Annotated in this window: 24 protein-coding genes and 2 pseudogenes; 21 read left to right on the top strand and 5 right to left on the bottom strand. The window is 37.8% G+C overall.

The genetic code is table 11. The features are described from left to right. Positions 1 to 18 precede the first annotated feature (18 nt). The 10 genes from ETP70_RS09670 to ETP70_RS09625 all read left to right on the top strand — a co-directional run bounded on the left by ETP70_RS09670 (position 19) and on the right by ETP70_RS09625 (position 7,571). Entirely contained in the window at positions 19 to 747 is a 729-nt protein-coding gene (locus ETP70_RS09670; protein WP_151900983.1) for a DUF4395 domain-containing protein, read from the top strand. 2 nt (positions 748 to 749) lie between these two features. Continuing rightward, entirely contained in the window at positions 750 to 1,571 is an 822-nt protein-coding gene (locus ETP70_RS09665) for a M90 family metallopeptidase (RefSeq protein WP_151900982.1), read from the top strand. 102 nt (positions 1,572 to 1,673) lie between these two features. After that, positions 1,674 to 2,831, top strand: a complete 1,158-nt coding sequence (metK, locus tag ETP70_RS09660; protein ID WP_151900981.1) for a methionine adenosyltransferase — start codon at positions 1,674 to 1,676, stop codon at positions 2,829 to 2,831. A 113-nt stretch (positions 2,832 to 2,944) separates the two neighbouring features. Further along, complete coding sequence (locus ETP70_RS09655) at positions 2,945 to 3,229, top strand: 4Fe-4S dicluster domain-containing protein (protein ID WP_151900980.1); 285 nt, start codon at positions 2,945 to 2,947, stop codon at positions 3,227 to 3,229. 134 nt (positions 3,230 to 3,363) lie between these two features. Continuing rightward, positions 3,364 to 3,777 carry a nucleoside-diphosphate kinase gene (ndk, locus tag ETP70_RS09650; protein ID WP_151900979.1) on the top strand — a complete coding sequence of 138 codons (414 nt, stop codon included), beginning with the start codon at positions 3,364 to 3,366 and terminating at the stop codon, positions 3,775 to 3,777. 9 nt (positions 3,778 to 3,786) lie between these two features. Next, a complete protein-coding gene (locus tag ETP70_RS09645; protein WP_151900978.1) occupies positions 3,787 to 4,158 on the top strand; it encodes a DUF177 domain-containing protein in 372 nt (123 codons plus the stop codon). A 75-nt stretch (positions 4,159 to 4,233) separates the two neighbouring features. Then, positions 4,234 to 4,383 carry a 50S ribosomal protein L32 gene (rpmF, locus tag ETP70_RS09640; protein WP_013326319.1) on the top strand — a complete coding sequence of 50 codons (150 nt, stop codon included), beginning with the start codon at positions 4,234 to 4,236 and terminating at the stop codon, positions 4,381 to 4,383. A 3-nt stretch (positions 4,384 to 4,386) separates the two neighbouring features. Beyond that, on the top strand, positions 4,387 to 5,385 hold the full coding sequence (gene plsX / locus ETP70_RS09635; RefSeq protein ID WP_151900977.1) for a phosphate acyltransferase PlsX: 999 nt from the start codon (positions 4,387 to 4,389) through the stop codon (positions 5,383 to 5,385). Next, entirely contained in the window at positions 5,386 to 6,384 is a 999-nt protein-coding gene (locus ETP70_RS09630) for a beta-ketoacyl-ACP synthase III (protein WP_151900976.1), read from the top strand. It abuts the gene before it with no gap. Positions 6,385 to 6,689: 305 nt separating this feature from the next. Next, positions 6,690 to 7,571, top strand: coding sequence for a hypothetical protein (locus tag ETP70_RS09625; protein ID WP_151899462.1), 882 nt, complete (start codon positions 6,690 to 6,692; stop codon positions 7,569 to 7,571). A 14-nt stretch (positions 7,572 to 7,585) separates the two neighbouring features. On the opposite strand, the pseudogene ETP70_RS12605 reads toward ETP70_RS09625, so the two are convergent. Beyond that, positions 7,586 to 8,691: pseudogene (locus ETP70_RS12605) on the bottom strand (ISAs1 family transposase). Between the two features lie 76 nt (positions 8,692 to 8,767). Between ETP70_RS12605 and ETP70_RS09610 the strand changes: the two are divergent. Continuing rightward, positions 8,768 to 9,157 carry a hypothetical protein gene (locus ETP70_RS09610; protein WP_151900975.1) on the top strand — a complete coding sequence of 130 codons (390 nt, stop codon included), beginning with the start codon at positions 8,768 to 8,770 and terminating at the stop codon, positions 9,155 to 9,157. Positions 9,158 to 9,360: 203 nt separating this feature from the next. Next, entirely contained in the window at positions 9,361 to 10,242 is an 882-nt protein-coding gene (locus ETP70_RS09605; protein WP_151899462.1) for a hypothetical protein, read from the top strand. Between the two features lie 14 nt (positions 10,243 to 10,256). Here ETP70_RS09605 and ETP70_RS12600 read toward each other — a convergent pair. Beyond that, positions 10,257 to 11,362, bottom strand: a pseudogene (locus tag ETP70_RS12600) (ISAs1 family transposase). A gap of 76 nt (positions 11,363 to 11,438) precedes the next feature. Here ETP70_RS12600 and ETP70_RS09590 point away from each other — a divergent pair. Continuing rightward, positions 11,439 to 11,828, top strand: a complete 390-nt coding sequence (locus ETP70_RS09590; RefSeq protein WP_151900975.1) for a hypothetical protein — start codon at positions 11,439 to 11,441, stop codon at positions 11,826 to 11,828. 137 nt (positions 11,829 to 11,965) lie between these two features. Here ETP70_RS09590 and ETP70_RS09585 read toward each other — a convergent pair whose 3' ends face one another. Together ETP70_RS09585 and ETP70_RS09580 are read right to left on the bottom strand one after the other, a co-directional pair. After that, the gene (locus ETP70_RS09585; protein ID WP_151900974.1) at positions 11,966 to 12,352 is read right to left on the bottom strand and encodes an HIT family protein; all 387 of its coding nucleotides are present in this window, start codon (positions 12,350 to 12,352) and stop codon (positions 11,966 to 11,968) included. A gap of 5 nt (positions 12,353 to 12,357) precedes the next feature. Beyond that, positions 12,358 to 13,911, bottom strand: coding sequence for a DEAD/DEAH box helicase (locus ETP70_RS09580; protein WP_151900973.1), 1,554 nt, complete (start codon positions 13,909 to 13,911; stop codon positions 12,358 to 12,360). A 373-nt stretch (positions 13,912 to 14,284) separates the two neighbouring features. Here ETP70_RS09580 and ETP70_RS09575 point away from each other — a divergent pair, with 373 nt between their 5' ends. Genes ETP70_RS09575 through ETP70_RS09565 form a run of 3 tightly spaced genes read left to right on the top strand, consistent with a single transcriptional unit; the run spans position 14,285 to position 16,156 of the window. Next, the gene (locus ETP70_RS09575; protein ID WP_151900972.1) at positions 14,285 to 15,574 is read left to right on the top strand and encodes a DNA recombination protein RmuC; all 1,290 of its coding nucleotides are present in this window, start codon (positions 14,285 to 14,287) and stop codon (positions 15,572 to 15,574) included. Next, positions 15,571 to 15,768 (top strand): hypothetical protein, encoded by a 198-nt coding sequence (locus tag ETP70_RS09570; RefSeq protein ID WP_151900971.1) that lies wholly within the window; start codon positions 15,571 to 15,573, stop codon positions 15,766 to 15,768. The genes ETP70_RS09575 and ETP70_RS09570 overlap by 4 nt, the downstream gene beginning before the upstream one ends. A gap of 1 nt (position 15,769) precedes the next feature. Continuing rightward, a complete protein-coding gene (locus ETP70_RS09565) occupies positions 15,770 to 16,156 on the top strand; it encodes a DoxX family protein (RefSeq protein WP_151900970.1) in 387 nt (128 codons plus the stop codon). Between the two features lie 185 nt (positions 16,157 to 16,341). Here the strand turns inward: ETP70_RS09565 and ETP70_RS09560 are convergent, their stop codons facing one another. Then, on the bottom strand, positions 16,342 to 16,899 hold the full coding sequence (locus tag ETP70_RS09560) for a CDP-alcohol phosphatidyltransferase family protein (protein ID WP_151900969.1): 558 nt from the start codon (positions 16,897 to 16,899) through the stop codon (positions 16,342 to 16,344). Positions 16,900 to 17,051: 152 nt separating this feature from the next. On the opposite strand from ETP70_RS09560, the gene ETP70_RS09555 reads away from it, so the two are divergent. From ETP70_RS09555 to ETP70_RS09535, 5 genes are read left to right on the top strand one after another with little or no spacing between them, the layout of a single operon-like run. Further along, entirely contained in the window at positions 17,052 to 18,323 is a 1,272-nt protein-coding gene (locus ETP70_RS09555) for an OprD family outer membrane porin (RefSeq protein ID WP_188109983.1), read from the top strand. Positions 18,324 to 18,342: 19 nt separating this feature from the next. Continuing rightward, positions 18,343 to 18,570, top strand: a complete 228-nt coding sequence (locus ETP70_RS09550) for a FeoA family protein (RefSeq protein ID WP_151900967.1) — start codon at positions 18,343 to 18,345, stop codon at positions 18,568 to 18,570. Beyond that, positions 18,567 to 20,708, top strand: coding sequence for a ferrous iron transport protein B (gene feoB, locus ETP70_RS09545; protein WP_151900966.1), 2,142 nt, complete (start codon positions 18,567 to 18,569; stop codon positions 20,706 to 20,708). Before ETP70_RS09550 ends, feoB begins: the two co-directional genes overlap by 4 nt. Positions 20,709 to 20,741: 33 nt before the next feature. Further along, positions 20,742 to 21,404 (top strand): response regulator transcription factor, encoded by a 663-nt coding sequence (locus ETP70_RS09540; protein WP_151900965.1) that lies wholly within the window; start codon positions 20,742 to 20,744, stop codon positions 21,402 to 21,404. Then, positions 21,401 to 22,681, top strand: coding sequence for an ArsS family sensor histidine kinase (locus tag ETP70_RS09535; RefSeq protein ID WP_188109982.1), 1,281 nt, complete (start codon positions 21,401 to 21,403; stop codon positions 22,679 to 22,681). The genes ETP70_RS09540 and ETP70_RS09535 overlap by 4 nt, the downstream gene beginning before the upstream one ends. The last annotated feature ends 16 nt before the right edge of the window (positions 22,682 to 22,697 follow it).

Genomic DNA, 22,697 nt, shown 5'->3' with positions numbered 1-22,697 from the left:
AGTTAGAGAAGGAAAAAAATGGAAAAACTAAAAGAATTTTTTGCATATGGCGAAAAAGTTCCCGGCTATGATGTACGGGTACTCAATGAGAGAGAAGCAAGAGCTGCCGCGGCAATTCTTTTTGTAGGTGCATTTATAGGGCTTACAAACGGAGTGATGCTTGGGACAGCAGTGTTTTCTAAATACTTTGTGACGTTTTTTGCTATTGATTTTACACTCAGAGTGATTCAGCCACGCTATGCTCCGAGTCTGTTATTGGGACGTTTTTTTGTAAGCAATCAGACACCGGAATATGTCGGAGCCGAACAAAAACGCTTTGCCTGGGCACTGGGCATGATAATAGCCTGGCCGATGTTTTATTATCTGGTGCTTGATTTTCAGCCAAATCCGCTAAAAGTTCTTGTCTGCCTTATCTGTATGGCACTGCTCTTTTTTGAAGCAGCTTTTTCCATTTGTCTGGGATGTAAAATTTTTAATCTGGTAAAAAAGAATAAGGCAACACACTGCCCTGGCGGAGTGTGTGAGATGAAAATTAAAGAGCCTATTCAGACATTTAATCCGGTGCAAAAAAGCATTCTGATTATCACTGTGATTGTAATGGCATACGGAGCCTATGCCTACATGACGAAACTCCCGGACAGAACAAATTTGACAAAAAAGATAAAAACAATGATGCTCAGTGATGAAGAACTGCAGAGAATTGAAGATGAAAAAGCCGATCAAGAATTTGAACAAGACGATTTTTAGGAATGAACTACTATTTTGCTCTTTTAACGCTTATGCTTGGTCTCGGCTTTGCATTGCTGAGTGCCTATGTGATTTACACATACTCCAAACAAAAAAAACTGCAAAAAATCTTAGAACAGCCAATACGTCAAGAATATATAGCAATACTCAAACGTATTGTGCTCTATAACAGACTCAAAGAGGAAGAACAACAGCGCATACATAAATCTATATTGATTTTTATCAACACAAAAGAGTTTACAGGTATCAATATTGATGTGAGTGATGAAATGAAAATAGTGATTGCTTTTCATGCCTGTTTATTGGTGTTGCATGTAGAGTTTACAGCCTGTTATGAAAATCTTTCGACAATTTTGATATATCCTTATACTATGGTTGCAAGGCAGGTGAGTGCCAACGGTGGTATATACACCAAAGGTGAATTTTTGCTTGAGGGACAGTCAGCAAGTGATACCGTTGTCATCTCCTGGCATGATGCAAAAAAAGATGCCTATCATCTCCATGAAAACAATGTGTTGCTACATGAATTTGCCCATGAAATAGACTTTCTTGACGGCAGTGCAGACGGAACACTGCCATTGCCGTATGCAAAATATCACGAGTGGGCAAAAGTGCTTTCAAGAGAGTTTAACAAACTCAGTGATGTTGCCCTGAAAAATCGTGACTGGGGGAAATACAAGCTTTTAGGTGCCTATGCCGCAACAAATGAGGCAGAATTCTTTGCCGTAGTCACGGAGCGTTATTTTGACAAGCCTGAAGCTTTGAAAAAACACTTTCCGGAACTCTTTGAAGAGTTTAACAGCTTTTATAAAGGGCAGCCCTAAAGTTTATCTGTAATTTTTTCTCATTAAGAATAAAAGTTTCAGAGTGTGCTATAATTCGTTCGATTTATGGGGCTGGACCCTGTACTTCAATAAGGAAAATCGATGACGAAAGAGTATATATTTACTTCAGAGTCTGTAACAGAAGGGCATCCTGACAAGATGGCAGATCAGATCAGTGATGCAATTCTGGATTATATTATTGAGCATGATACCAATGCACGTGTAGCGTGTGAAACACTGGTATCAAATGGTTTTTGTGTAATTGCAGGCGAACTGAAGACGACGGCGTATGCCCCAATGCAAGAGATTGCAAGAGAAGTAATCCGAGATATCGGGTATACCGATGCAACGTATGGTTTTGATCACAGGTCAGCTGCAGTATTAAACGGCATAGGAGAACAGTCTCCTGATATCAATCAGGGGGTTGATCAGGCCGGAGGAGAAACCGGAGCAGGCGATCAGGGGTTAATGTTTGGATATGCCTGTCGTGAGACAGATGTGCTGATGCCTTTGCCTATTCACCTCTCCCACCGTTTGACAGAACGCCTGGCAGAAGTAAGAAAAGAGGGAATTATTCCCTATCTGCGTCCTGACGGAAAGGCACAAGTCAGTGTAAAGTATGTAGACGAGAAGCCTGTTTCTGTAGAAACTGTTGTTATTTCCACACAGCACGCACCTGAAGTATCGCAAGAGCAGATCCACAAAGATGTTATAGCAGAAGTGATACGAAAAGTAATTCCTGCGGAGATGATGGATGAAAACACTGTTTTTCATATCAATCCGACAGGAAAATTTGTAATCGGCGGTCCTCAGGGAGATGCCGGACTTACAGGTCGTAAAATTATTGTTGATACCTATGGAGGCAGTTGTCCACATGGCGGTGGTGCATTTTCAGGAAAAGATCCGACAAAAGTTGACCGTTCAGCCGCATATGCAGCGCGCTGGGTTGCAAAAAATCTTGTAGCCGCAGGAGCTTGTGACAAGGTGACTATTCAGGTTGCCTATGCAATCGGTGTAGTACAGCCTGTCTCAATTATGGTTGACACGCACAATACCGGCATAGTGGCAGAAGAGAAAATCCAAAGCTGTATAAAAGAGCTTTTTGATCTTTCCCCTGCCGGAATAATCAAATCACTGGATTTATTAAAGCCAATTTATCGAAAAACGGCTGCTTACGGACATTTCGGCCGTGAAAATCTTGGTTTCAACTGGGAAAAAACAGACAGAGTTGATGCAATAAAAGAGTATTTAGGCATCTAATATAGTTTAAGTGTAACCTATAAACTACAGTTTTTAAACTAGCTGAGCGCTTTTAGCTGTATTTAAAAGTCTACAGTGTATAGTTGCATTTTAATAAAAACAAGGAGAATAAAATGTCAGTTGTAATTAATGATACATGTATTAACTGTGGAGCTTGTATAGATGAGTGTCCGGTAGAAGCAATCGTAGATGAGGATGATAATCCAACAGGTGAGGATATTTATTATGTGTATCCAGACAAATGTGTAGAGTGTGTTGGACATCATGATGAGCCTGCATGTGCTACTGCTTGTCCGACTGAGGGTTGTATAACATGGGATGTTGTTGGGCCAAGTCCACAGCACCGTGAAGATATTACTGAAGAACAGCGTTTAAACCACGAACCGGTAGTAGAATAGTTATAAGAGCACTTCTGTGCTCTCATAACACTCCTTTTAATTCATTTAAATCCATAAAATTTACATTTTAAACTAAAAACAATCTTTTTTTAGATACAATTCCATTCTAATTTTATATTTTCAGAGGAGATTTGATGGAACGTACACTATCAATAATCAAACCAGATGCAGTTGCAAAAGGTGTTATAGGCAAAATTTTAGATCGTTTTGAAAGCAATGGTCTTAGAATTGCAGCAACAAAAAAACTACAGCTTTCCCGTGCTGATGCTGAGGCATTTTATGCTGTTCATGCCGAGAGACCTTTTTTCAACGACTTAGTTGATTTTATGATCAGTGGACCGGTTGTTGTTTCAGTTTTAGAAGGTGAAAATGCTATGCAGAAAAACCGTGATTTAATGGGTGCTACAAACCCTAAAGAGGCTGAAGCAGGTACTATCCGTGCAGATTTCGCTGAAAATATCGATGCAAATGCAGTTCATGGAAGTGACTCGGTTGAAAATGCTGCGAATGAAATTGCATTCTTTTTTGCTGAGAGAGAAATTTCTTAAGTATATCCGATGAGGATTGTGCTTAGAAAAGTAACAAAAACTCCTTTAGACTTTGAAATCACCTCGAATGAAATGACTTTTAAAGGTTTTTTGGAGTACCATAGTGCAAAATTGATTCTGCTTAAAGCAAGCATCAGTGGAACACTGGAAAAATCCTGTGATATATGTGCGCAGGATTTTAATCTTAAAGTTAATGAAGAGGTCGAATTTTTCATTAATGACGGAATATACGAAGATGACAGCAGCACTCTTTTGGATGTTGTTGAGTCTTTGGACGGTAATGTGGATCTTGAAGAGATTTTACACTCAGAGATCGAACTTATCAAAAGTGATTACCATTCATGTGGAAATTGCTCTAAACCAGAAGAAATTGAGTTTTAAACTCTTGCCTCGTTTGAGGCAAAGCTTTAGTCGTCTCAACGGCGCAATTGAAAAATTAAATTAAGGAAAAAAGTTATGGCAGTACCTAAGAGAAGAGTCTCTCATTCCCGTTCAGCGAAGAGAAGAACTCATTATAAAATTTCTTTAGCCCGTCCGGTTAAAGATAAAGACGGAACTTATAGATTACCACACCACATTAACCCAACTACCGGTGAGTATAAGTAGTCAATGGTAAAAATTGCTATTGACGCAATGGGCGGGGACTTTGGTCCCGAGCCGATTGTAAACGGATGCATAAAAGCACTCAAAAAGAAAAGATTCACTCCGATACTTGTAGGAAATAAATCAGAAATTTTACCTCTGTTACCAAAACGTTATAGAGATAAGATTTTAATTGTCGAGTCTCAGGATATCATTGCAATGAGTGATGCTGCAACAGATGCAGTAAAACGCAAAGAGAGCAGTATCTATAAAGCTGTGGATTTAGTTAGAGACGGTCAGGCAGACGGTGTGGTTTCAGCCGGACACAGTGGTGCCACAATGACACTTGCCACTTTAAGACTTGGTCGCCTGCAGGGTGTTTCCCGTCCTGCACTTGTCACATTGATGCCAACAAAAACAGGGCGTCGTTCTGTTCTTTTGGATGTGGGGGCAAATGTAGATTCCAAACCTGAGCATTTGGCAGAATTTGCTGTTATGGGCGGTTGTTATGCAGAAGATGTTTTAGGTATAGCAGAGCCGAGTATCGGGCTTTTAGCCAATGGTGAAGAAGACTCCAAAGGGAACGAAGTCACAAAAGCAGCCTTCAAAATTTTAGAAGGTTACAAAGGCTTTAAAGGAAATGTCGAAGGCGGTGATATTTTTAACGGAAGCTGTGATGTTATTACATGTGACGGCTTTGTAGGAAATCTGGTCCTTAAAACAAGTGAAGGTGTTGCCTCTACAATCTCACAACTGATTAAAGACTATATAAAAAAATCTCCTATTCGCATTACCGGTGCACTGTTAATGAGAAAAGTTTTCAAACTTTTAAAAAAAGAGATAGATTATGCCGAAATAGGAGGAGCTCCTCTTATCGGTATAAAAGGCTGTGCAATTGTCAGTCATGGAAAAAGTAATGCCAGGGCAATTGAAAATGCAATTTATCAGGCTATTGATTATGTCGATACCGGCGTTAACAGACATATTATTGCAAGGCTTCAAGAGTTAAAACAAAAGGATATCTAAATGGCTTACGCTGCATTTCGCTCTATTGGTGCCTATGTGCCCGAAAAAATACTTACAAATGAAGAACTCTCTCATATGGTGGACACTTCAGATGAATGGATTACCAAAAGAACGGGAATTAAAGAGCGTCACATTGCTGCTAAAGATGAATTTACAAGTGATTTAGGTGCAAAAGCCGCGCAAAAAGCCTTAGAGCGAAGCGGTATAGAGAGCTCTGAGATAGATATGGTAATAACCGCTACAATTTCACCCGACTACTTTTGTATGCCATCAACCGCAACAGTCATTGCTACAAAACTGGGTATCAAAAATGCCACTGCTTTTGACATTTCTGCAGCGTGCACAGGCTTTATCTATGTTTTGGCAATAGCAAAAGCATTTATAGAATCAGGGATGAAAAAAAACATTTTAATCATCGGTGCGGAAAAACTCTCTGCTATTACAGATTACAGTGACCGCGGTACATGTATACTCTTTGGTGACGGTGCAGGGGCTGCTGTAATTTCTGCAACAGATGATAAAAGTGAAGCTATTATAGATGTACATACAGGTGCTGACGGTCAATATGCAGATTTGCTAATGACACCAAACGGCGGCAGCGGTTCTGCACATGATGCACTTGAAAGTGAAGCGGGAAGCTGTTTTATGCAGATGAAAGGCAATGAAACTTTTAAAGTAGCTGTGCGTACGTTGACAAAAGATGTTAAAGAAATTTTAGAAGAAAATAACATAAAAAGTGAAAATATCAAACATTTTATTCCGCATCAGGCAAATTTGAGAATTATCAAAGCTGTTGGCGAAGCTTTAAAAATGAGAGATGATCAGGTCGTAATCACTGTACAAAAGTATGGAAATACTTCAGGAGCTTCCATTCCGATGGCTATTAATGATCTGTATGAATCAGGGGAACTTGAGCCTGGTGAGCTGATGCTGCTTGACGCCTTTGGCGGAGGATTAACCTGGGGAAGCGCCCTTATCCCTTTTTCACCACTCAAGTAACATTTTTATCCAATTTCTGCGTTGGATAATAATATCTTTTCGTCACTTACTATAGTAAGCTCCTCAAATATATTTATATCCGCCTTGAACTAGAATAAAAATGAGAACTTGAGAGGCGAAAAATATTTTTTTTGCTTCTCAATTGCCAACTATTTCGGAACCCGTACTTTAGTCATAAGTATCTACACAACTCAAAAAAGCAAAGAAAGCGGAATAGATATTGCATAAGATTTTAAAAAACAAGAGAGTTTATGCAATGGAAGAGCGTTTAAAAAAAAAGATATATGAGACTGGTAAAAAGTCATATGAATCATAAACAACACAGTACCAATGGATTAAACCTGCTACAAAAGACTGAAGGATTTTCACAAGCACAAAGTGCTTGGAGATTTTACAATAATGAGCATGTAGATATAGAGTCACTCAATGAGCCAATGCTTACAAGAGGGATTAAAACTATTAATAAAAGCAGTGATGAATATATACTTGTAGCCCATGACTGGTCACTCATAAATTATAAAAACCATACGGCAAAAACAGATTGTATACGAAAACGCAGAAGCAATGTAAATAATGCTTCATCAAGAGGATATGAGTTGCAAAGTTCCCTTGCAATTGAGAGCAGCAGCGGCAAACCAATCCTTCCCTTGGTACAGAACCTAAAGACACAAGATAAAGTGCTCTCAAGCTATAATCCTACAATGAAGAGTCATCTTACCCATCTCGGTGAATTAACACAAAGAATAGCTTATATCAATCAATCCCTCAACATACAAAAGAAAATTGTACATGTAATTGACAGAGAAGCAGACAGTGCGGGGTTTTTCAGAGGACTGCAAAAAGAGGATTTATATATAGTACGAGCATTAGACAATGTCAAAGTCAGGTATGAAGATGAAGATATTACCCAAAAAGAGTTGTCCAAAAAAATGGATAAAGGCAAATATGTAAAAACTATACAGTATCAAAATAAAAAAGTAAAAATTTATGTTAATACGGTAGATATACTTATAACAAGAGACAGCTATCAAAAGACAGATACGCCACAAGGTAAAACAATAAAACAAAAAGTAAAAGGCAAGCCAATAAAAAACAGATTTATAGTCCAAAGACTCATAGATGAGAAGAACAATACAGTTGCTACCTGGCTTCTGTTAAGCAATCTTCCAAAAGATGTTGCACGGTAATTCAAGTTTAATACTCACCCAAGTCTACTACTAAGACTGAAAAGCTTATGAGGACTCCATCCAAAAACCTTTCTGGCTTTTTTAATATTGGAGATTTTGTTAATATTCATGATATTTATGGCAAGACTTCTTAACATTGTAGAGATTAAAGGTGCTTGACCTGTGCGAACTCTTGAGCTATCCTCATCGAAACTGACATCTTTTACATAGTGTAAAGAGTTCTCAATTTTCCAATGGCTCCTGATAATATGTGCAAAAGTTTTTGCATCTACATCAAGACTTGAAATATAGTAATGATACTCTGTCGTATGTTTTCCATACGATAGTGTTGTTGCTGTAATCTTTACAACCCTTTTTACAGATAACCAACTCTTTTTGATTTGATAGAGGTCATCATAGACTTCACAAACCCTCTCTTCATATCTCCCATGAGTGTTATGCTCATAATGGGCATAAGTATCTATTGGCTTAGCATCTTCAAGAGAGGTATTGAATATTACCCATTTTAAAAGCTCTTTCTGATTCGATTTTACCTGTGCAATATAATCATGTCCACACTTTACTATTTTATTCAATGTTTTTTTTGAGTATGCATAGCATCCATGGTAATCACACAATTTGTGAGGTTTAAAGCATCTAATAGTTCAACAAGTGCGGGAATCTCGTTTGTTTTCTCTTGTACCTGGGCTTGTGCCAATGTAAGTTTAGATTCTGTTAGAAAGAGCGAAACTATATGTCTGGCTTTCTCACTCATCTCTTTATTTGCAGAACCTCTCATGGTTTTCCCATCTGTTGCAACTATTGTCAATGTTTGTGAATCTTTTGGAGTATTTGAAAGTTGATGAATCCATTTTTGTTGCATCTTCTCTACTGCTTGTGTATCAATTCCCAAAAATGTATTTCTTATTGTTGTATATGCCGGAGCTTTAAAAGCACGACCCAAAAATTTAGAGAGTTCTCTTTTTCTCTCTTTCATCCATGTTGCAATATCTTCATAGCTCCCGGCACCTGAAAGGAGAGCCAAAAGTGATAAAAATAATATCTCTCCTGGATGTGTGTATCGCACTTTATTTTTTCTATAATCTGGTAGTTGTCTAAACTCTTCCAATAATACTTGCATCTGCTCCTCCTAATTTTTATAGGAGTAAGCAAATTTTGTTCTAGTTTATTTAACTGGTTATTAAACTTGAATTACCGTGGATATAACAAGGATAGGATTGTGGTATTATTACAGATGGAATATAGAAACGTATTTTAAACTGTTAAAAAGCTCAGGGTTTAATTTGGAAAAATGGCAGCAAGAGAGTGCACAGGCTATATTTAAACGCTTGTTTGTTGCCTCTTATGCCTGTTTGCTTGTATGGGAAATTGAACATACAAATAGTAAAAACATGCTGGCAATTAGAAAGTTTTTAGTTCGATTAAGCGGGAGATTGGTAGCAAGAAAGAAGATATCTACCTCTCCGGCTCTGTTAGCAGGTTTATGGAACTTCTTCTCTGCTATGGATATGCTTGAACTTTATGATATTGAAGAACTCCATAGCATTAAAAAAGAACTCAATGACTTTATGCAGATGGAGTTTTAAGTTGTGTAGATACTTATGACTTCAGTGCCGGCTGTTGCAATAGTCCTGCCACTCTCAGCCGGCACTGAAGTCATAAGTATCTACACAACTCAAAAAAGCAAAGAAAGCGGAATAGATATTGCATAAGATTTTAAAAAACAAGAGAGTTTATGCAATGGAAGAGCGTTTAAAAAAAAAGATATATGAGACTGGTAAAAAGTCATATGAATCATAAACAACACAGTACCAATGGATTAAACCTGCTACAAAAGACTGAAGGATTTTCACAAGCACAAAGTGCTTGGAGATTTTACAATAATGAGCATGTAGATATAGAGTCACTCAATGAGCCAATGCTTACAAGAGGGATTAAAACTATTAATAAAAGCAGTGATGAATATATACTTGTAGCCCATGACTGGTCACTCATAAATTATAAAAACCATACGGCAAAAACAGATTGTATACGAAAACGCAGAAGCAATGTAAATAATGCTTCATCAAGAGGATATGAGTTGCAAAGTTCCCTTGCAATTGAGAGCAGCAGCGGCAAACCAATCCTTCCCTTGGTACAGAACCTAAAGACACAAGATAAAGTGCTCTCAAGCTATAATCCTACAATGAAGAGTCATCTTACCCATCTCGGTGAATTAACACAAAGAATAGCTTATATCAATCAATCCCTCAACATACAAAAGAAAATTGTACATGTAATTGACAGAGAAGCAGACAGTGCGGGGTTTTTCAGAGGACTGCAAAAAGAGGATTTATATATAGTACGAGCATTAGACAATGTCAAAGTCAGGTATGAAGATGAAGATATTACCCAAAAAGAGTTGTCCAAAAAAATGGATAAAGGCAAATATGTAAAAACTATACAGTATCAAAATAAAAAAGTAAAAATTTATGTTAATACGGTAGATATACTTATAACAAGAGACAGCTATCAAAAGACAGATACGCCACAAGGTAAAACAATAAAACAAAAAGTAAAAGGCAAGCCAATAAAAAACAGATTTATAGTCCAAAGACTCATAGATGAGAAGAACAATACAGTTGCTACCTGGCTTCTGTTAAGCAATCTTCCAAAAGATGTTGCACGGTAATTCAAGTTTAATACTCACCCAAGTCTACTACTAAGACTGAAAAGCTTATGAGGACTCCATCCAAAAACCTTTCTGGCTTTTTTAATATTGGAGATTTTGTTAATATTCATGATATTTATGGCAAGACTTCTTAACATTGTAGAGATTAAAGGTGCTTGACCTGTGCGAACTCTTGAGCTATCCTCATCGAAACTGACATCTTTTACATAGTGTAAAGAGTTCTCAATTTTCCAATGGCTCCTGATAATATGTGCAAAAGTTTTTGCATCTACATCAAGACTTGAAATATAGTAATGATACTCTGTCGTATGTTTTCCATACGATAGTGTTGTTGCTGTAATCTTTACAACCCTTTTTACAGATAACCAACTCTTTTTGATTTGATAGAGGTCATCATAGACTTCACAAACCCTCTCTTCATATCTCCCATGAGTGTTATGCTCATAATGGGCATAAGTATCTATTGGCTTAGCATCTTCAAGAGAGGTATTGAATATTACCCATTTTAAAAGCTCTTTCTGATTCGATTTTACCTGTGCAATATAATCATGTCCACACTTTACTATTTTATTCAATGTTTTTTTTGAGTATGCATAGCATCCATGGTAATCACACAATTTGTGAGGTTTAAAGCATCTAATAGTTCAACAAGTGCGGGAATCTCGTTTGTTTTCTCTTGTACCTGGGCTTGTGCCAATGTAAGTTTAGATTCTGTTAGAAAGAGCGAAACTATATGTCTGGCTTTCTCACTCATCTCTTTATTTGCAGAACCTCTCATGGTTTTCCCATCTGTTGCAACTATTGTCAATGTTTGTGAATCTTTTGGAGTATTTGAAAGTTGATGAATCCATTTTTGTTGCATCTTCTCTACTGCTTGTGTATCAATTCCCAAAAATGTATTTCTTATTGTTGTATATGCCGGAGCTTTAAAAGCACGACCCAAAAATTTAGAGAGTTCTCTTTTTCTCTCTTTCATCCATGTTGCAATATCTTCATAGCTCCCGGCACCTGAAAGGAGAGCCAAAAGTGATAAAAATAATATCTCTCCTGGATGTGTGTATCGCACTTTATTTTTTCTATAATCTGGTAGTTGTCTAAACTCTTCCAATAATACTTGCATCTGCTCCTCCTAATTTTTATAGGAGTAAGCAAATTTTGTTCTAGTTTATTTAACTGGTTATTAAACTTGAATTACCGTGGATATAACAAGGATAGGATTGTGGTATTATTACAGATGGAATATAGAAACGTATTTTAAACTGTTAAAAAGCTCAGGGTTTAATTTGGAAAAATGGCAGCAAGAGAGTGCACAGGCTATATTTAAACGCTTGTTTGTTGCCTCTTATGCCTGTTTGCTTGTATGGGAAATTGAACATACAAATAGTAAAAACATGCTGGCAATTAGAAAGTTTTTAGTTCGATTAAGCGGGAGATTGGTAGCAAGAAAGAAGATATCTACCTCTCCGGCTCTGTTAGCAGGTTTATGGAACTTCTTCTCTGCTATGGATATGCTTGAACTTTATGATATTGAAGAACTCCATAGCATTAAAAAAGAACTCAATGACTTTATGCAGATGGAGTTTTAAGTTGTGTAGATACTTATGACTTTAGTGCGGGCGAGAGTGGCAGAAAAACGCCAATAGCCGGCAATAAAGTACCGGTTCCGATGATATTTTGTTAAAATGCTAAAGCACCGTTTCTAAAAGAGCACGTAGGCTAGGTTTTAACCCAGGCTGATTTGTTTTAAAGCTACAACAACTCTTTTATAAAATTCTGCTTCATCCGGCAGGTTTAAAACAGCATCTCTTAGCTTTTCACCCCACATCGGATTAGGAAAGCAGCTGTCATTTTCAAATCTTGCCATTACATGTAAATGGACGCGCGGAAGCATATTTGCGAAGGAAGCCATATTTATTTTGGAAGGTTTGTAATATTTTTTCATTTCATCTTCGATGATATCAAAGATTTCAAAGAGCTGCAGGCGCAGCTCTTTTGGCATGTCTCCAAGCTCTTTGTAAGGCTTTTTTGTGAAGATTTTGAGCCAGGGAATTTCACTCTCTTCTTTTTCTATAAAAAAGTTTTCATCTTCATAAATGATGAGAGTGTCCATAAAAACTAGTCTCTGTTTCGGTTTCTGTTTGAAGAACTTCTGTTGCCTCTGTATCCGCCGCCGTCACGGTTTCTTTCGCCGCCAGAACGGTTTCTGTCTCCGCCCGAACGGTTACGGCTGTTTCCGCGGAACCCGCCACGACCTCTGCCGCCTTTTCCTCGACTGTCATTGCGTTTTCCAGCACGTTCCAGGATAGCAGCGAGTTTGTCAGCAGGAATACCGATATTGCTCGGTCCTTTTATATCCTGTCTGTCAAGAATCATAGAGATGAGTTTGAACATGATTTTTTCTTCATCTATATCTTCTTTGAGACGGTCAAGAATTTTATGTGCCTCATCATATATTTTTTGGTCTTCAATTGTTTTGACCATTTTTTCCACAGTAGATTCACGCAAATCATTTTTGCTTGGCACGAATGCATGATTCATTGAGGTACCGACTTTTTGTTTGATACGCTGCAGTTCTTTAAACTCCAAAGGTGTCAACAGTGTGATAGCCTTTCCTTTTGTTCCTGCACGTCCTGTTCTCCCGATACGGTGAACATAAGACTCAGGATCAAAAGGAATATGATAGTTGAATACATGAGAAATATTGCTTACATGTATACCGCGGGCAGCCACATCGGTTGCCACAAGGACTTTGACAGAGTCGTTTTTGAAACCTTTGATAACAGTCTCACGCTGACGCTGCTCCATGTCACCGTGCAGACCGTTCGCCAGATATCCTGCATTTGAAAGAACATTGCTTAATCTGTCAACTTCTGATTTTGTTCTACAAAAGACAACTGATTTTGTACTGTTTTCAGCATCCATAAGACGAATAATCGCATCATCTCTTTCGTGCTCATCAATGACATAATACTCCTGTTCGATATCGGCATTTGTTGTCTCCCCTTTTGTGATAGAGACAAAAGCAGGGTCTTTTAAAATCTTGTTTGCAAGATTTTTAATCGGCTGAGGCATAGTTGCCGAGAAAAGCAGAGTCTGTCTGTCTGTTGGAAGATAAGAGAAAATTTCAGTGATGTCATCCAAAAATCCCATGTCAAGCATCTCATCTGCCTCATCAAGTACAACGACACTCGGTGCAAAATTGTTGAGCATATTTCTTTTTAAGAGATCAAGCATTCTTCCGGGTGTTGCTACGACAACACTTGCACCGCGACCGATAAGGTCAAGTTGGCGCTTATAAGAGCTTCCCCCGTATACGGTAACTGTCTTTACATTCAGATTACGGCCATATTTGAATATTTCATCACTGACCTGTGTTGCGAGTTCCCGTGTTGGTGTGATGACAAGCATCTCCACTTTGCCGTTGAGTTTCATGTTTGAAAGAACAGGAAGTGAAAAAGCTGCTGTTTTTCCTGTACCCGTGTGTGCCTGTCCGACCATATCACGGCCTTCAAGTATGATAGGAATTGCCTGTTCCTGAATAGGAGAGGGGACTGTAAAGCCGGCGAATTTTACACTTTTAAGTATTTCGGGTTTTAGGTTTAACGAATCAAATGTGATTGTAGGTTCTTCTGTAGTTGTTGTTTGTGTTTCTTGTGCAGTTTCTTGCATCATTATCCTTTTTTAACAGGCTTTTGAAGCCTTTTTATACATAAGGAGATGACGCAAGTTCTACTAAAATTTCCACTTTAAGTCTATCAGGGCATCTTCCCCTTAAAATATTTATGGAATTATAGCTAAATTTTTTAATATTTACAGTAAAGTTGCAAATATTTTTAATTACTTAAGTTTATAATGCTACAAAAGAGCAGGTAAATTTTTTTGTAGTCTGGTCTGGAATGATAAAAGAGCGTTCATAGTCGGCACTAAAGTACCGATTCCGAGAAGTTTCTCAGCAGTTTTTTGCTTAACTTAACGGCATTGAGACTTCAAGTCTGGGCAAAATCCAGTATAATACAGAAAAGAAAATTATAGAAGGTTTTATATGAATGAAAACATCTCTTTAGTCGTTATTGCTTTTTTGCTCCTCTCATTTTTACTGGTTTTATATTTTTATTTAAAAGAAAAAAACACGAACAAACGTTTACATGTAAAGGCAGAAGAGTTGCAAAGCAGTTATTTTACACTCAATGGTTCGTATGAACAGTTAAAAGAAGACTATAACGCGTTGGAGATTGAATATGCGGTTTTAAATGCGAGATACAATGATGAGATGAAAGCATCGGCTGAGAAATTGGAAGTTTTACAAAAAGCAAAAGAAGAACTTTCACAGGAATTTAAAATTTTGGCAAATAAAATATTTGAAGACAAGTCAAAACAGTTCAGCAGTGCAAACAAAGAGCAGCTGGAACTGCTTTTAAAACCTTTTCGCGAGCAGATAACAAATTTTTCAAAAGAGGCAAGAGAACAGTTTGAAGTGGAACTCAAAGACCGCCATTTGCTCAAAGATGAACTGCATCGCCTGAAAATGATGAATGAAACACTGGCACAAGAAGCGCTCAACCTGACCAATGCCCTCAAAGGCGAGAACAAAACGCAGGGAAACTGGGGTGAACTGGTTTTGGAAAATATACTTGAACAGTCAGGTTTGCGCGAAGGTGTTGAGTATGAACTCCAGGCCACACTCAAGTCAAACGAGGGTAAAACATACCGACCCGATGTCATAATACATATGCCGCAAAAGCGAGATATTATAGTGGATTCCAAGGTCTCACTTACTGCGTATGAACGGTTTGTCAATGCGGATGAGCCTGAAGAAAAAGCAAAAGCCTTAAAAGAGCATATTGCAAGTATCTCTTCACATATAAAAGAGCTGAGTGCAAAAAACTATGAAAAACTTGAAGGGGTCAATACGCTTGATTTTGTTCTGCTTTTTATGCCGATTGAGGGAGCTTTTTTACTGGCACTTGAACAAGACGGAGAATTTTTCAAGCGTGCCTATGAAAACAATATTTTAGTCGTATCTCCTTCTACGCTGCTTGTAACGCTCAGAACCATAGAGCACATCTGGCGAACGCAAAGGCAGGAAGAACATGCAAAAAAGATAGCCGCAGAAGCAGAAGCGATGTATGACAAACTTGTATTATTTGTTGAAGAGATGAAACACATAGGAGCCTACCTGCAAAAAACACAGGACTCTTATGACAAGGCGATGAACAGACTCAGCACGGGACGCGGCAATGTTATCAAAAGAGCGCAAAATATGAAAGCACTGGGATTAAAGCCGAAAAAAGAGTTGCCGCTCAAGAGTGAAGATGATGGAGACGATACATGAAAATAGAGACAAGGTACAATTATGAAAAGAGCTGGACGCTGACATCTGAGAAGGATATTTTAAAAATAATAGAAGAAGAAATAGGCAATGATGATGTAGAGGGTGTTTTTGCTTATATAAAAGAGGCTGTGAAAAAGGGTAAGGTAATAAGTGTCGGTTCATGCAAATTTAAAATAACAGAGAAAAAGGGATAAAATGTTTCAAAATCAGGATATTGCAAAACTGCTGTTGCGAATAAGTTTGGGTGTGTTGATCCTGTTTCACGGAATTCACAAAGTCATACATGGTATAGGCGGTGTTAAAAGTCTGGTTGTCAGTGCGGGATTGCCTGAGTTTTTAGCCTATGGCGTCTACTTTGGGGAGTTGATAGCGCCAATTTTTATTATTTTAGGGCTCTATGCCAGAGTGGCGGCGACTGCCTTGGTTGTGAATATGTTTGCGGCAATCTATTTGGCATATGGGTTTTCACTGACACTTTCAAAGTTTGGAGGTTTGTCCTGGGAGACACCGTTGCTTTATCTGATACTGTCTCTGCTTGTCATACTTCTTGGAAGCGGAAAATACGCTGTAAATTCCAAATAGAAAATGGAGATTTTAAAGCTTAAAGCCCGCACTGAAGTACGGGTTCCAAGGGTGCTTAAAATGTAAGTTTGCCATGGCAGCTTATAAATTTTTTGCAGCATAGATTTCAGTCTGAATGCTATTAAACTAAGGAACTTTTCGGAACCCGTACTTCAGTGCGGGCTTGTGTCTTTAAAGCCTGATGCTTAGGGATGTTTTACTTTTATAGTAGAATTCAAACTCCAGCCGATAAGCAACATACAAACGATAACTCCGTATGCCGGTAAAATATTGTAAGTATTTAACAAATAGACAAGCCAGAGCAGAATTGCTCCAAGCGGCGTCGGTACACCCGTAAAATATTTATCAACCGCACCGGCGTCGGTATGCAAATTGAAATGGATAAGACGGCGCAGCCCTGATATCACATAGTAGATACTTGCAATTGCCGCAAGAATAAACCACAACCCATGCAAAGAAGGTGCATATGCGGCTTGAAATATCAAAAAGACAGGAACGAGAACAAAACTTAAAAAATCTGCAAAGCTGTCAAGTTGTACCCCAAACTCATTGGAGAGTTTATACTTTCTTGCAATTTTTCCGTCAAATATATCAAAAGCACCGCCAATCCATGCCAAAACTATCGCCAAAGTAAAATTGTTCTGTGTGATAAAATAGGTTGCAAGGAGTCCTGCTGTGATGTTGACAAAGGTAAACATATTTGCGAGATTAAAGTGAGAAGAGGGTGTCCATAAAAATTTCATATAAATAGCTGCCTTTGTAAAATATAAATGCAATTATAGCAAAATCATATTAAACAGAATAGAAAGATATGATAAATATTATCAATATCATTAAGCTTACTGTAAGTAGAACTGAATTATTATTGCATATCAAAATCATAAATAGGAATTTTATGCTAAAAATTATTAGACTCAGTATATTATATTTTTCTTTTACAGCATTGCTGAGTGCTGCCGAACAAACATTAGTCAATGAGAAACGTCTTCACTCTGTAAGAAAAAATATAGACAAAGAGGCCTTGATGCAGGTGAGAAAAGTTTCTCCAATAAATAATATTGAACACATGTTTGAAGATGCCAGAGTCTCAGGTCAGCTTAGGATTATGTTTGCCGGATATGAGCAAAAAGAACAAAATGTGGCGAATAATTATGCGACTGCACTTGGCGGAAAGTTAAAGTATGAGTTGGCAGAACTGCAGGGTTTTAATGCGGGTGCGGCTGTTTACATATCACATGATCTAGGCTTTGCAACAGGTGAGGGAACTCGGCACAACAGTGAACTCTCTTCAAGTGACGGCAGTTATACGCAGCTTGCCGAAGCATATATAAATTATAAATATAAAGCATTTAACATAAGGGCAGGACGCCAGATTTTAGACACTCCACTGGCTGACAGTGATGATATCCGTATGATAAGTAATACTTTTGAAGCGTATGTTGCATCTTATTCGGATGGCGGGTTAGAGATGATGGCCGGAAATATTCAGTCATGGCAGGGAGTTGATGCCGGACTGGATACTCCATGGGAAAAAACGGGTAGCCGAGGGACAAATTTTGGCGGGCTAAGCTATCATAATGTATGGGAATTAAATCTTTGGGTTTATAATATTACAGATGTAACAAATGCATTTTACCTCGATGGAGGGATTCAGTACCATTTTAATGAGGATATGATTCTTCACTGTGTTTTGCAGTATTTAAATGAAAGAGAGTTGGCTTCAAGTGCTTATGACACTACGATTTATGGCGGGTTGTTTGAATTTGTAGTAAAGGGAATCAGTTTGAGTATTGCCTATGACAAATCTTTAAACGACCCTGCCACAGCAAGTTTTAGCGGATTTGGCGGAGGAACACTTTTTAGCAGTATGGATACACTCATATTGGATGATATTGCGGATGACAGGGATGCGCATGCTTTGGTATCCTCAATTGGTTATACAACAGAGATTTTTACTCTTTTGTATGCCTATGGTGATTTTAAAGGAAATGCAAACAGTTTGGGTGAGAAAGCACATATAACAGAACAAGATGTAAGTTTAGAGTATAATATAGATAATGAATTATTGTTTGCATGTGTATACAGTATGCAAAAAGATAAAGAAAACTCTGTAAATACAGACCATGACTGGAATCGTGTTCAGTTTATGCTTAATTATAATTTTTAAAAGAGACAAAGTGAATAAAATGAAAAAATTAATAGACTGTGAAAAAGGCGAAAAAGTAAAGGTTTTAAAGTTGGCGACAAATTATGATTTAAAACAAAGACTTATCTCCTTTGGCATTATGAAAGATACACAACTGCAGGTACTAGAGCATGCCCCGCGAAAAAAAACAATAGAAGTAAAAGTAGGAAAAATGCGAATTGCCTTACGTGCCGAAGAAGCAGAACTTATTGAGGTTGAAACAATATGAATGAAGAAACAAAAGTATGCCCGATTATTGCCAATCATATTAAAGTAGCACTGGTGGGACAGCCGAATGTCGGTAAAAGTATGCTGATTAACTCTGTCTCCAATGCCCACTTGCATGTAGGAAACTTTTCCGGTGTGACAGTGGATAAAACAGAGGTGTTGTTTGATTATAAACATTATCATTTTACTGTTGTTGATTTGCCCGGAACCTATGCATTTACGGACTATACAATAGAAGAGAGAGTCACAAGAGATTATCTTTGCGCGGAAGACTATGATATTATTATCAATGTCGTAGACTCTACAAATCTGGAAAAAAATCTCCAACTCACAGCAGAACTTTTTACGATGAGTAAAAAGATGGTCATTGCCCTGAACATGAGTGACGAAGCGGATAAAGAGGGCATAGAGATAAATGCCGAGTATATGTCCGAACTGCTCAATGTCCCCTGTGTAAAAGTTTCAGCAGCACAAAAAACAGGGATAGAAGAGTTGATAAACATGGTTGTTGATGTGCATGAAAATCCCAAACTTGAACCGAAGCTTGTATTTAGCGAACCGGTTGAAGAAGAGATACAAAAGATAGTCTCTTATCTGAAAAAACACAAATATGAAGCAAAAAACAGTTATAGAAATATTGCAATAAATCTTTTAAAGGAAAACAGAAAAACTTATGAAAAACTGCATGATGATCCTATTTGGATAGAGTTGCAGCCTATTTTGATAGAAGCGTCCAAACATATAGAACTGCACCATGATACAGATGACATCAAGGAAGCTTTTGCCGAAGAATATGCCTCTTTTAACCGAGGTATTGTTGCTGAAGTCGTGAAAGTAACAAAACAGGAAAAAGAGAAAAAGACAATTACGGAAAAGATCGATTCTGTTTTGATTCATCCTTTATACGGTATTCCTATATTTTTGTTTTTAATGTGGGGGCTTTTTCAGCTTACCTTTGTACTGGGTGCAGTACCTATGGAGTGGATTGACGGATTTTTTGGTTGGTTTGGAGATGCCATCGGTGCAACAATCACTAATGAGGATATACGTTCTTTGGTTGTTGACGGGCTTATTGCGGGAGTGGGAGCGGTTGTGCTTTTTACACCGAATATCATTATCCTCTTTATAGGGATAGCCTTGCTTGAGAGTACCGGTTACATGTCGCGGGTTGCTTTTTTGCTCGATGGATTTTTCCATAAATTTGGTTTGCACGGACAGAGTTTTATTCCTTTGGTAACCGGTTTTGGATGTTCCATTCCTGCTTATATGAGTGCGAGAATCCTCAAAAATGACAGAGACAGACTGCTCACACTTTTTATCATCAGTTTTATGTCCTGTGGGGCAAGGCTGCCTGTGTATGTGCTTTTTGCCGGAGCATTTTTCAGTGAATCAATTGCAGGCAATGTTCTTTTTGCTATCTATATTACAGGTGCAATGCTCGGGCTGATTGCTGCCAAAATTTTAAAAATTACGGCTTTTAAAGGGGTAGATGAACCTTTTGTTATGGAGATGCCAAAGTACCGTTTGCCATCTTTCAAGCTTGTCTGGCATACGGTAGTTTCAAAAACATTGATGTATCTGAAAAAAGCGGGGACTTTTATTGCCGGAGCTACCATACTTATCTGGTTTTTAAGTAATTATCCACACAATACGGAGTTAGAAAAAAAATATGAAGTAAAAATAGAACAGGCACAAACAGCAGAGGCAAAAGCAAAACTGACAAACGAATTTGCAAGTAAAAATTTACAACAGAGCTATTTGGGACGAATCGGTGCATTTTCCGAGCCGCTTTTTCGTCCGCTTGGACTGGATTGGAAAATGGCGGTGGCACTTGAAACCGGCTTGGCGGCAAAAGAGGTCATTGTTTCAACACTTGGTGTATTGTATGCACTTGGTGAAAATGTCGATGAGACAACCTATTCGCTAAAAGATGCCATCAGCAAAAACATCTCTTTTGCATCAGCTGTGGCGTTTATCGTAATAATCATGGTATATCTTCCGTGTTTTGCCGCTTCTGTTGTATTTACCCGTGAAGCAGGTGGCTTGAAGTATTTCTTTTATCTGTTGGCATTTACGAGTATTACGGCATATGTTCTTGCTTTTTTAGCATATCATATAACACTCTTACTGGGTTATTAACCCATTATTAGATTAGATTGGTTAAAATAAATTATGCAAAAAATATTAATGATTGAAGATGACTTGGAATTGGCAGAGATACTTACAGAGTATCTCGAACAATTTGAGTTTGAGGTTGTCACTGAAGACGACCCTTTTAAAGCAGTAAGTATATTAAAGTTAGAGCCTTTTGACTTGGTTATACTGGACTTGACATTGCCGGGTATGGACGGGCTGGAAGTTTGTGAAGCAATTCGTGAACGCCAGGATATTCCTATAATCATTTCAAGTGCGAGAAGTGATGTGACAGACAAGATAAAAGCACTGGAACTCGGTGCGGATGATTACTTGCCAAAACCGTATGACCCGAGAGAACTTGAGGCAAGGATTCACTCAGTACTGCGTCGTTATGAAGCAAAAAGTGAAGAAAAAGCAGAATCAAAAAGTGATTTCAAATGCGATAAAGAGACGATGACCATTACCTATAAAGGTCGCAAGATTGAGCTGACAAATGCAGAGTTTGGAATATTGTCTTATATGATAAGCAAACAGGGTCTGGTTGTGTCTCGTGAAGATTTGATTCATAATGTCAATGCCATTAATGAAGACTCATCCAACAAAAGTATAGATGTAATGGTCGGACGCATCAGAAACAAGCTCGGAGACAAATCCCTCATAGAGTCTGTCCGCGGTGTAGGATACAAGCTCCTCAAATGATCAAACGTCATGCTGTTTTATTTACGGTACTTTTTGCACTTGTTGTCTCTTTGACAAGTCTGAGTGCAATCTTTTGGGAGTTTTACAAACTTAACAAAGAACAGTATATAAACCACATTTTTACAAAATACTCAGTAATCACCCAAATATACCGTGAACATCAGCAGCGCCAGAGTTCAGAGATTATGCTTGAGGCAAATCTGGCTGTGTATAATCTTGAAGTCACCAAAGATGAAAAACTGAAAAAAGAGATATTTGAAAAAGGAAAAGTTCTCAAAAGAGAGGGATTTAAAAGTTTTAAAACCTCCTTGCTTATCAATGACAAAGGGTTATATACGAAAAATATCGTAACAAATCTCAGAGCGACTATGATTCAGTATAAAAGAAATATATACTTTCATATAGAAACACCAAGTGGTGATATCCTGATCAAAGACAACGATTTAAAACCTTATAGCTATATTAATCTGCTCTATTCCTATATTACAATATTTATGATTATCAGTCTTTCTTTTATTCTGATACTTCAAAGACTGCGTCCTTTAATCAGATTGAGAAAAAAGATTGAATTGTACGGTAACGGAAATATGGACATTTCTTTTAAAACAAACCGTGAAGATGAAATCGGTGCAGTTGCCAATGAACTTGAAAATGCACGACAGAAAATAAATACTGTGTTGGAATCCCGTACACTCTTTTTAAGAAATTTGATGCATGAGTTGAAAACGCCTATAGCCAAAGGGACTATCGCCACACAGATGCTTGATTCGCAAAAACAAAAAGACAGATTCAGCTCTATTTTTAAACGCCTGGAGACACTTGTAACTGAATTTGCAATGATAGAAGAGGTGACAAGTCTGAGCGATAAAAAAGATTTTTCCGAGTACAGGCTGCTTGATGTAATTGATGGAGCTATAGATATGGCTATGGTTGACAAAGAACATGTCACAGTGAAAATCAGCGGAAAAATAAAAGTACATGTAAACTACAGACTTTATACGACAGCTATTAAAAATATGATTGACAATGCAATGAAATATGCTACCGATTCTCATATTACAATTCGTATGAATGACAAAAACGAACTTTGTTTTGAAAGCAAAGGTGCATGCCTTTCGCATCCTCTACAGTATTACATAGAGCCTTTTACAAAAGACAACCCATCGAAAAACAGCTTTGGATTAGGACTGTATCTTGTTGACTCTATCCTTAAAGCACATGGGCAGGTTTTGGCGCATGAGTATGAAAACGGAGTCAACCGTTTTATATTTGCATAAGTTTAAAAATGTAAAC

Origin of the sequence: Sulfurimonas hydrogeniphila (assembly GCF_009068765.1) — a bacterium.
Classification (GTDB): Bacteria; Campylobacterota; Campylobacteria; order Campylobacterales; family Sulfurimonadaceae; genus Sulfurimonas; species Sulfurimonas hydrogeniphila.
Note: the sequence above shows the minus strand (reverse complement) of the source record. Positions and strands in the feature narration are given on the sequence as shown.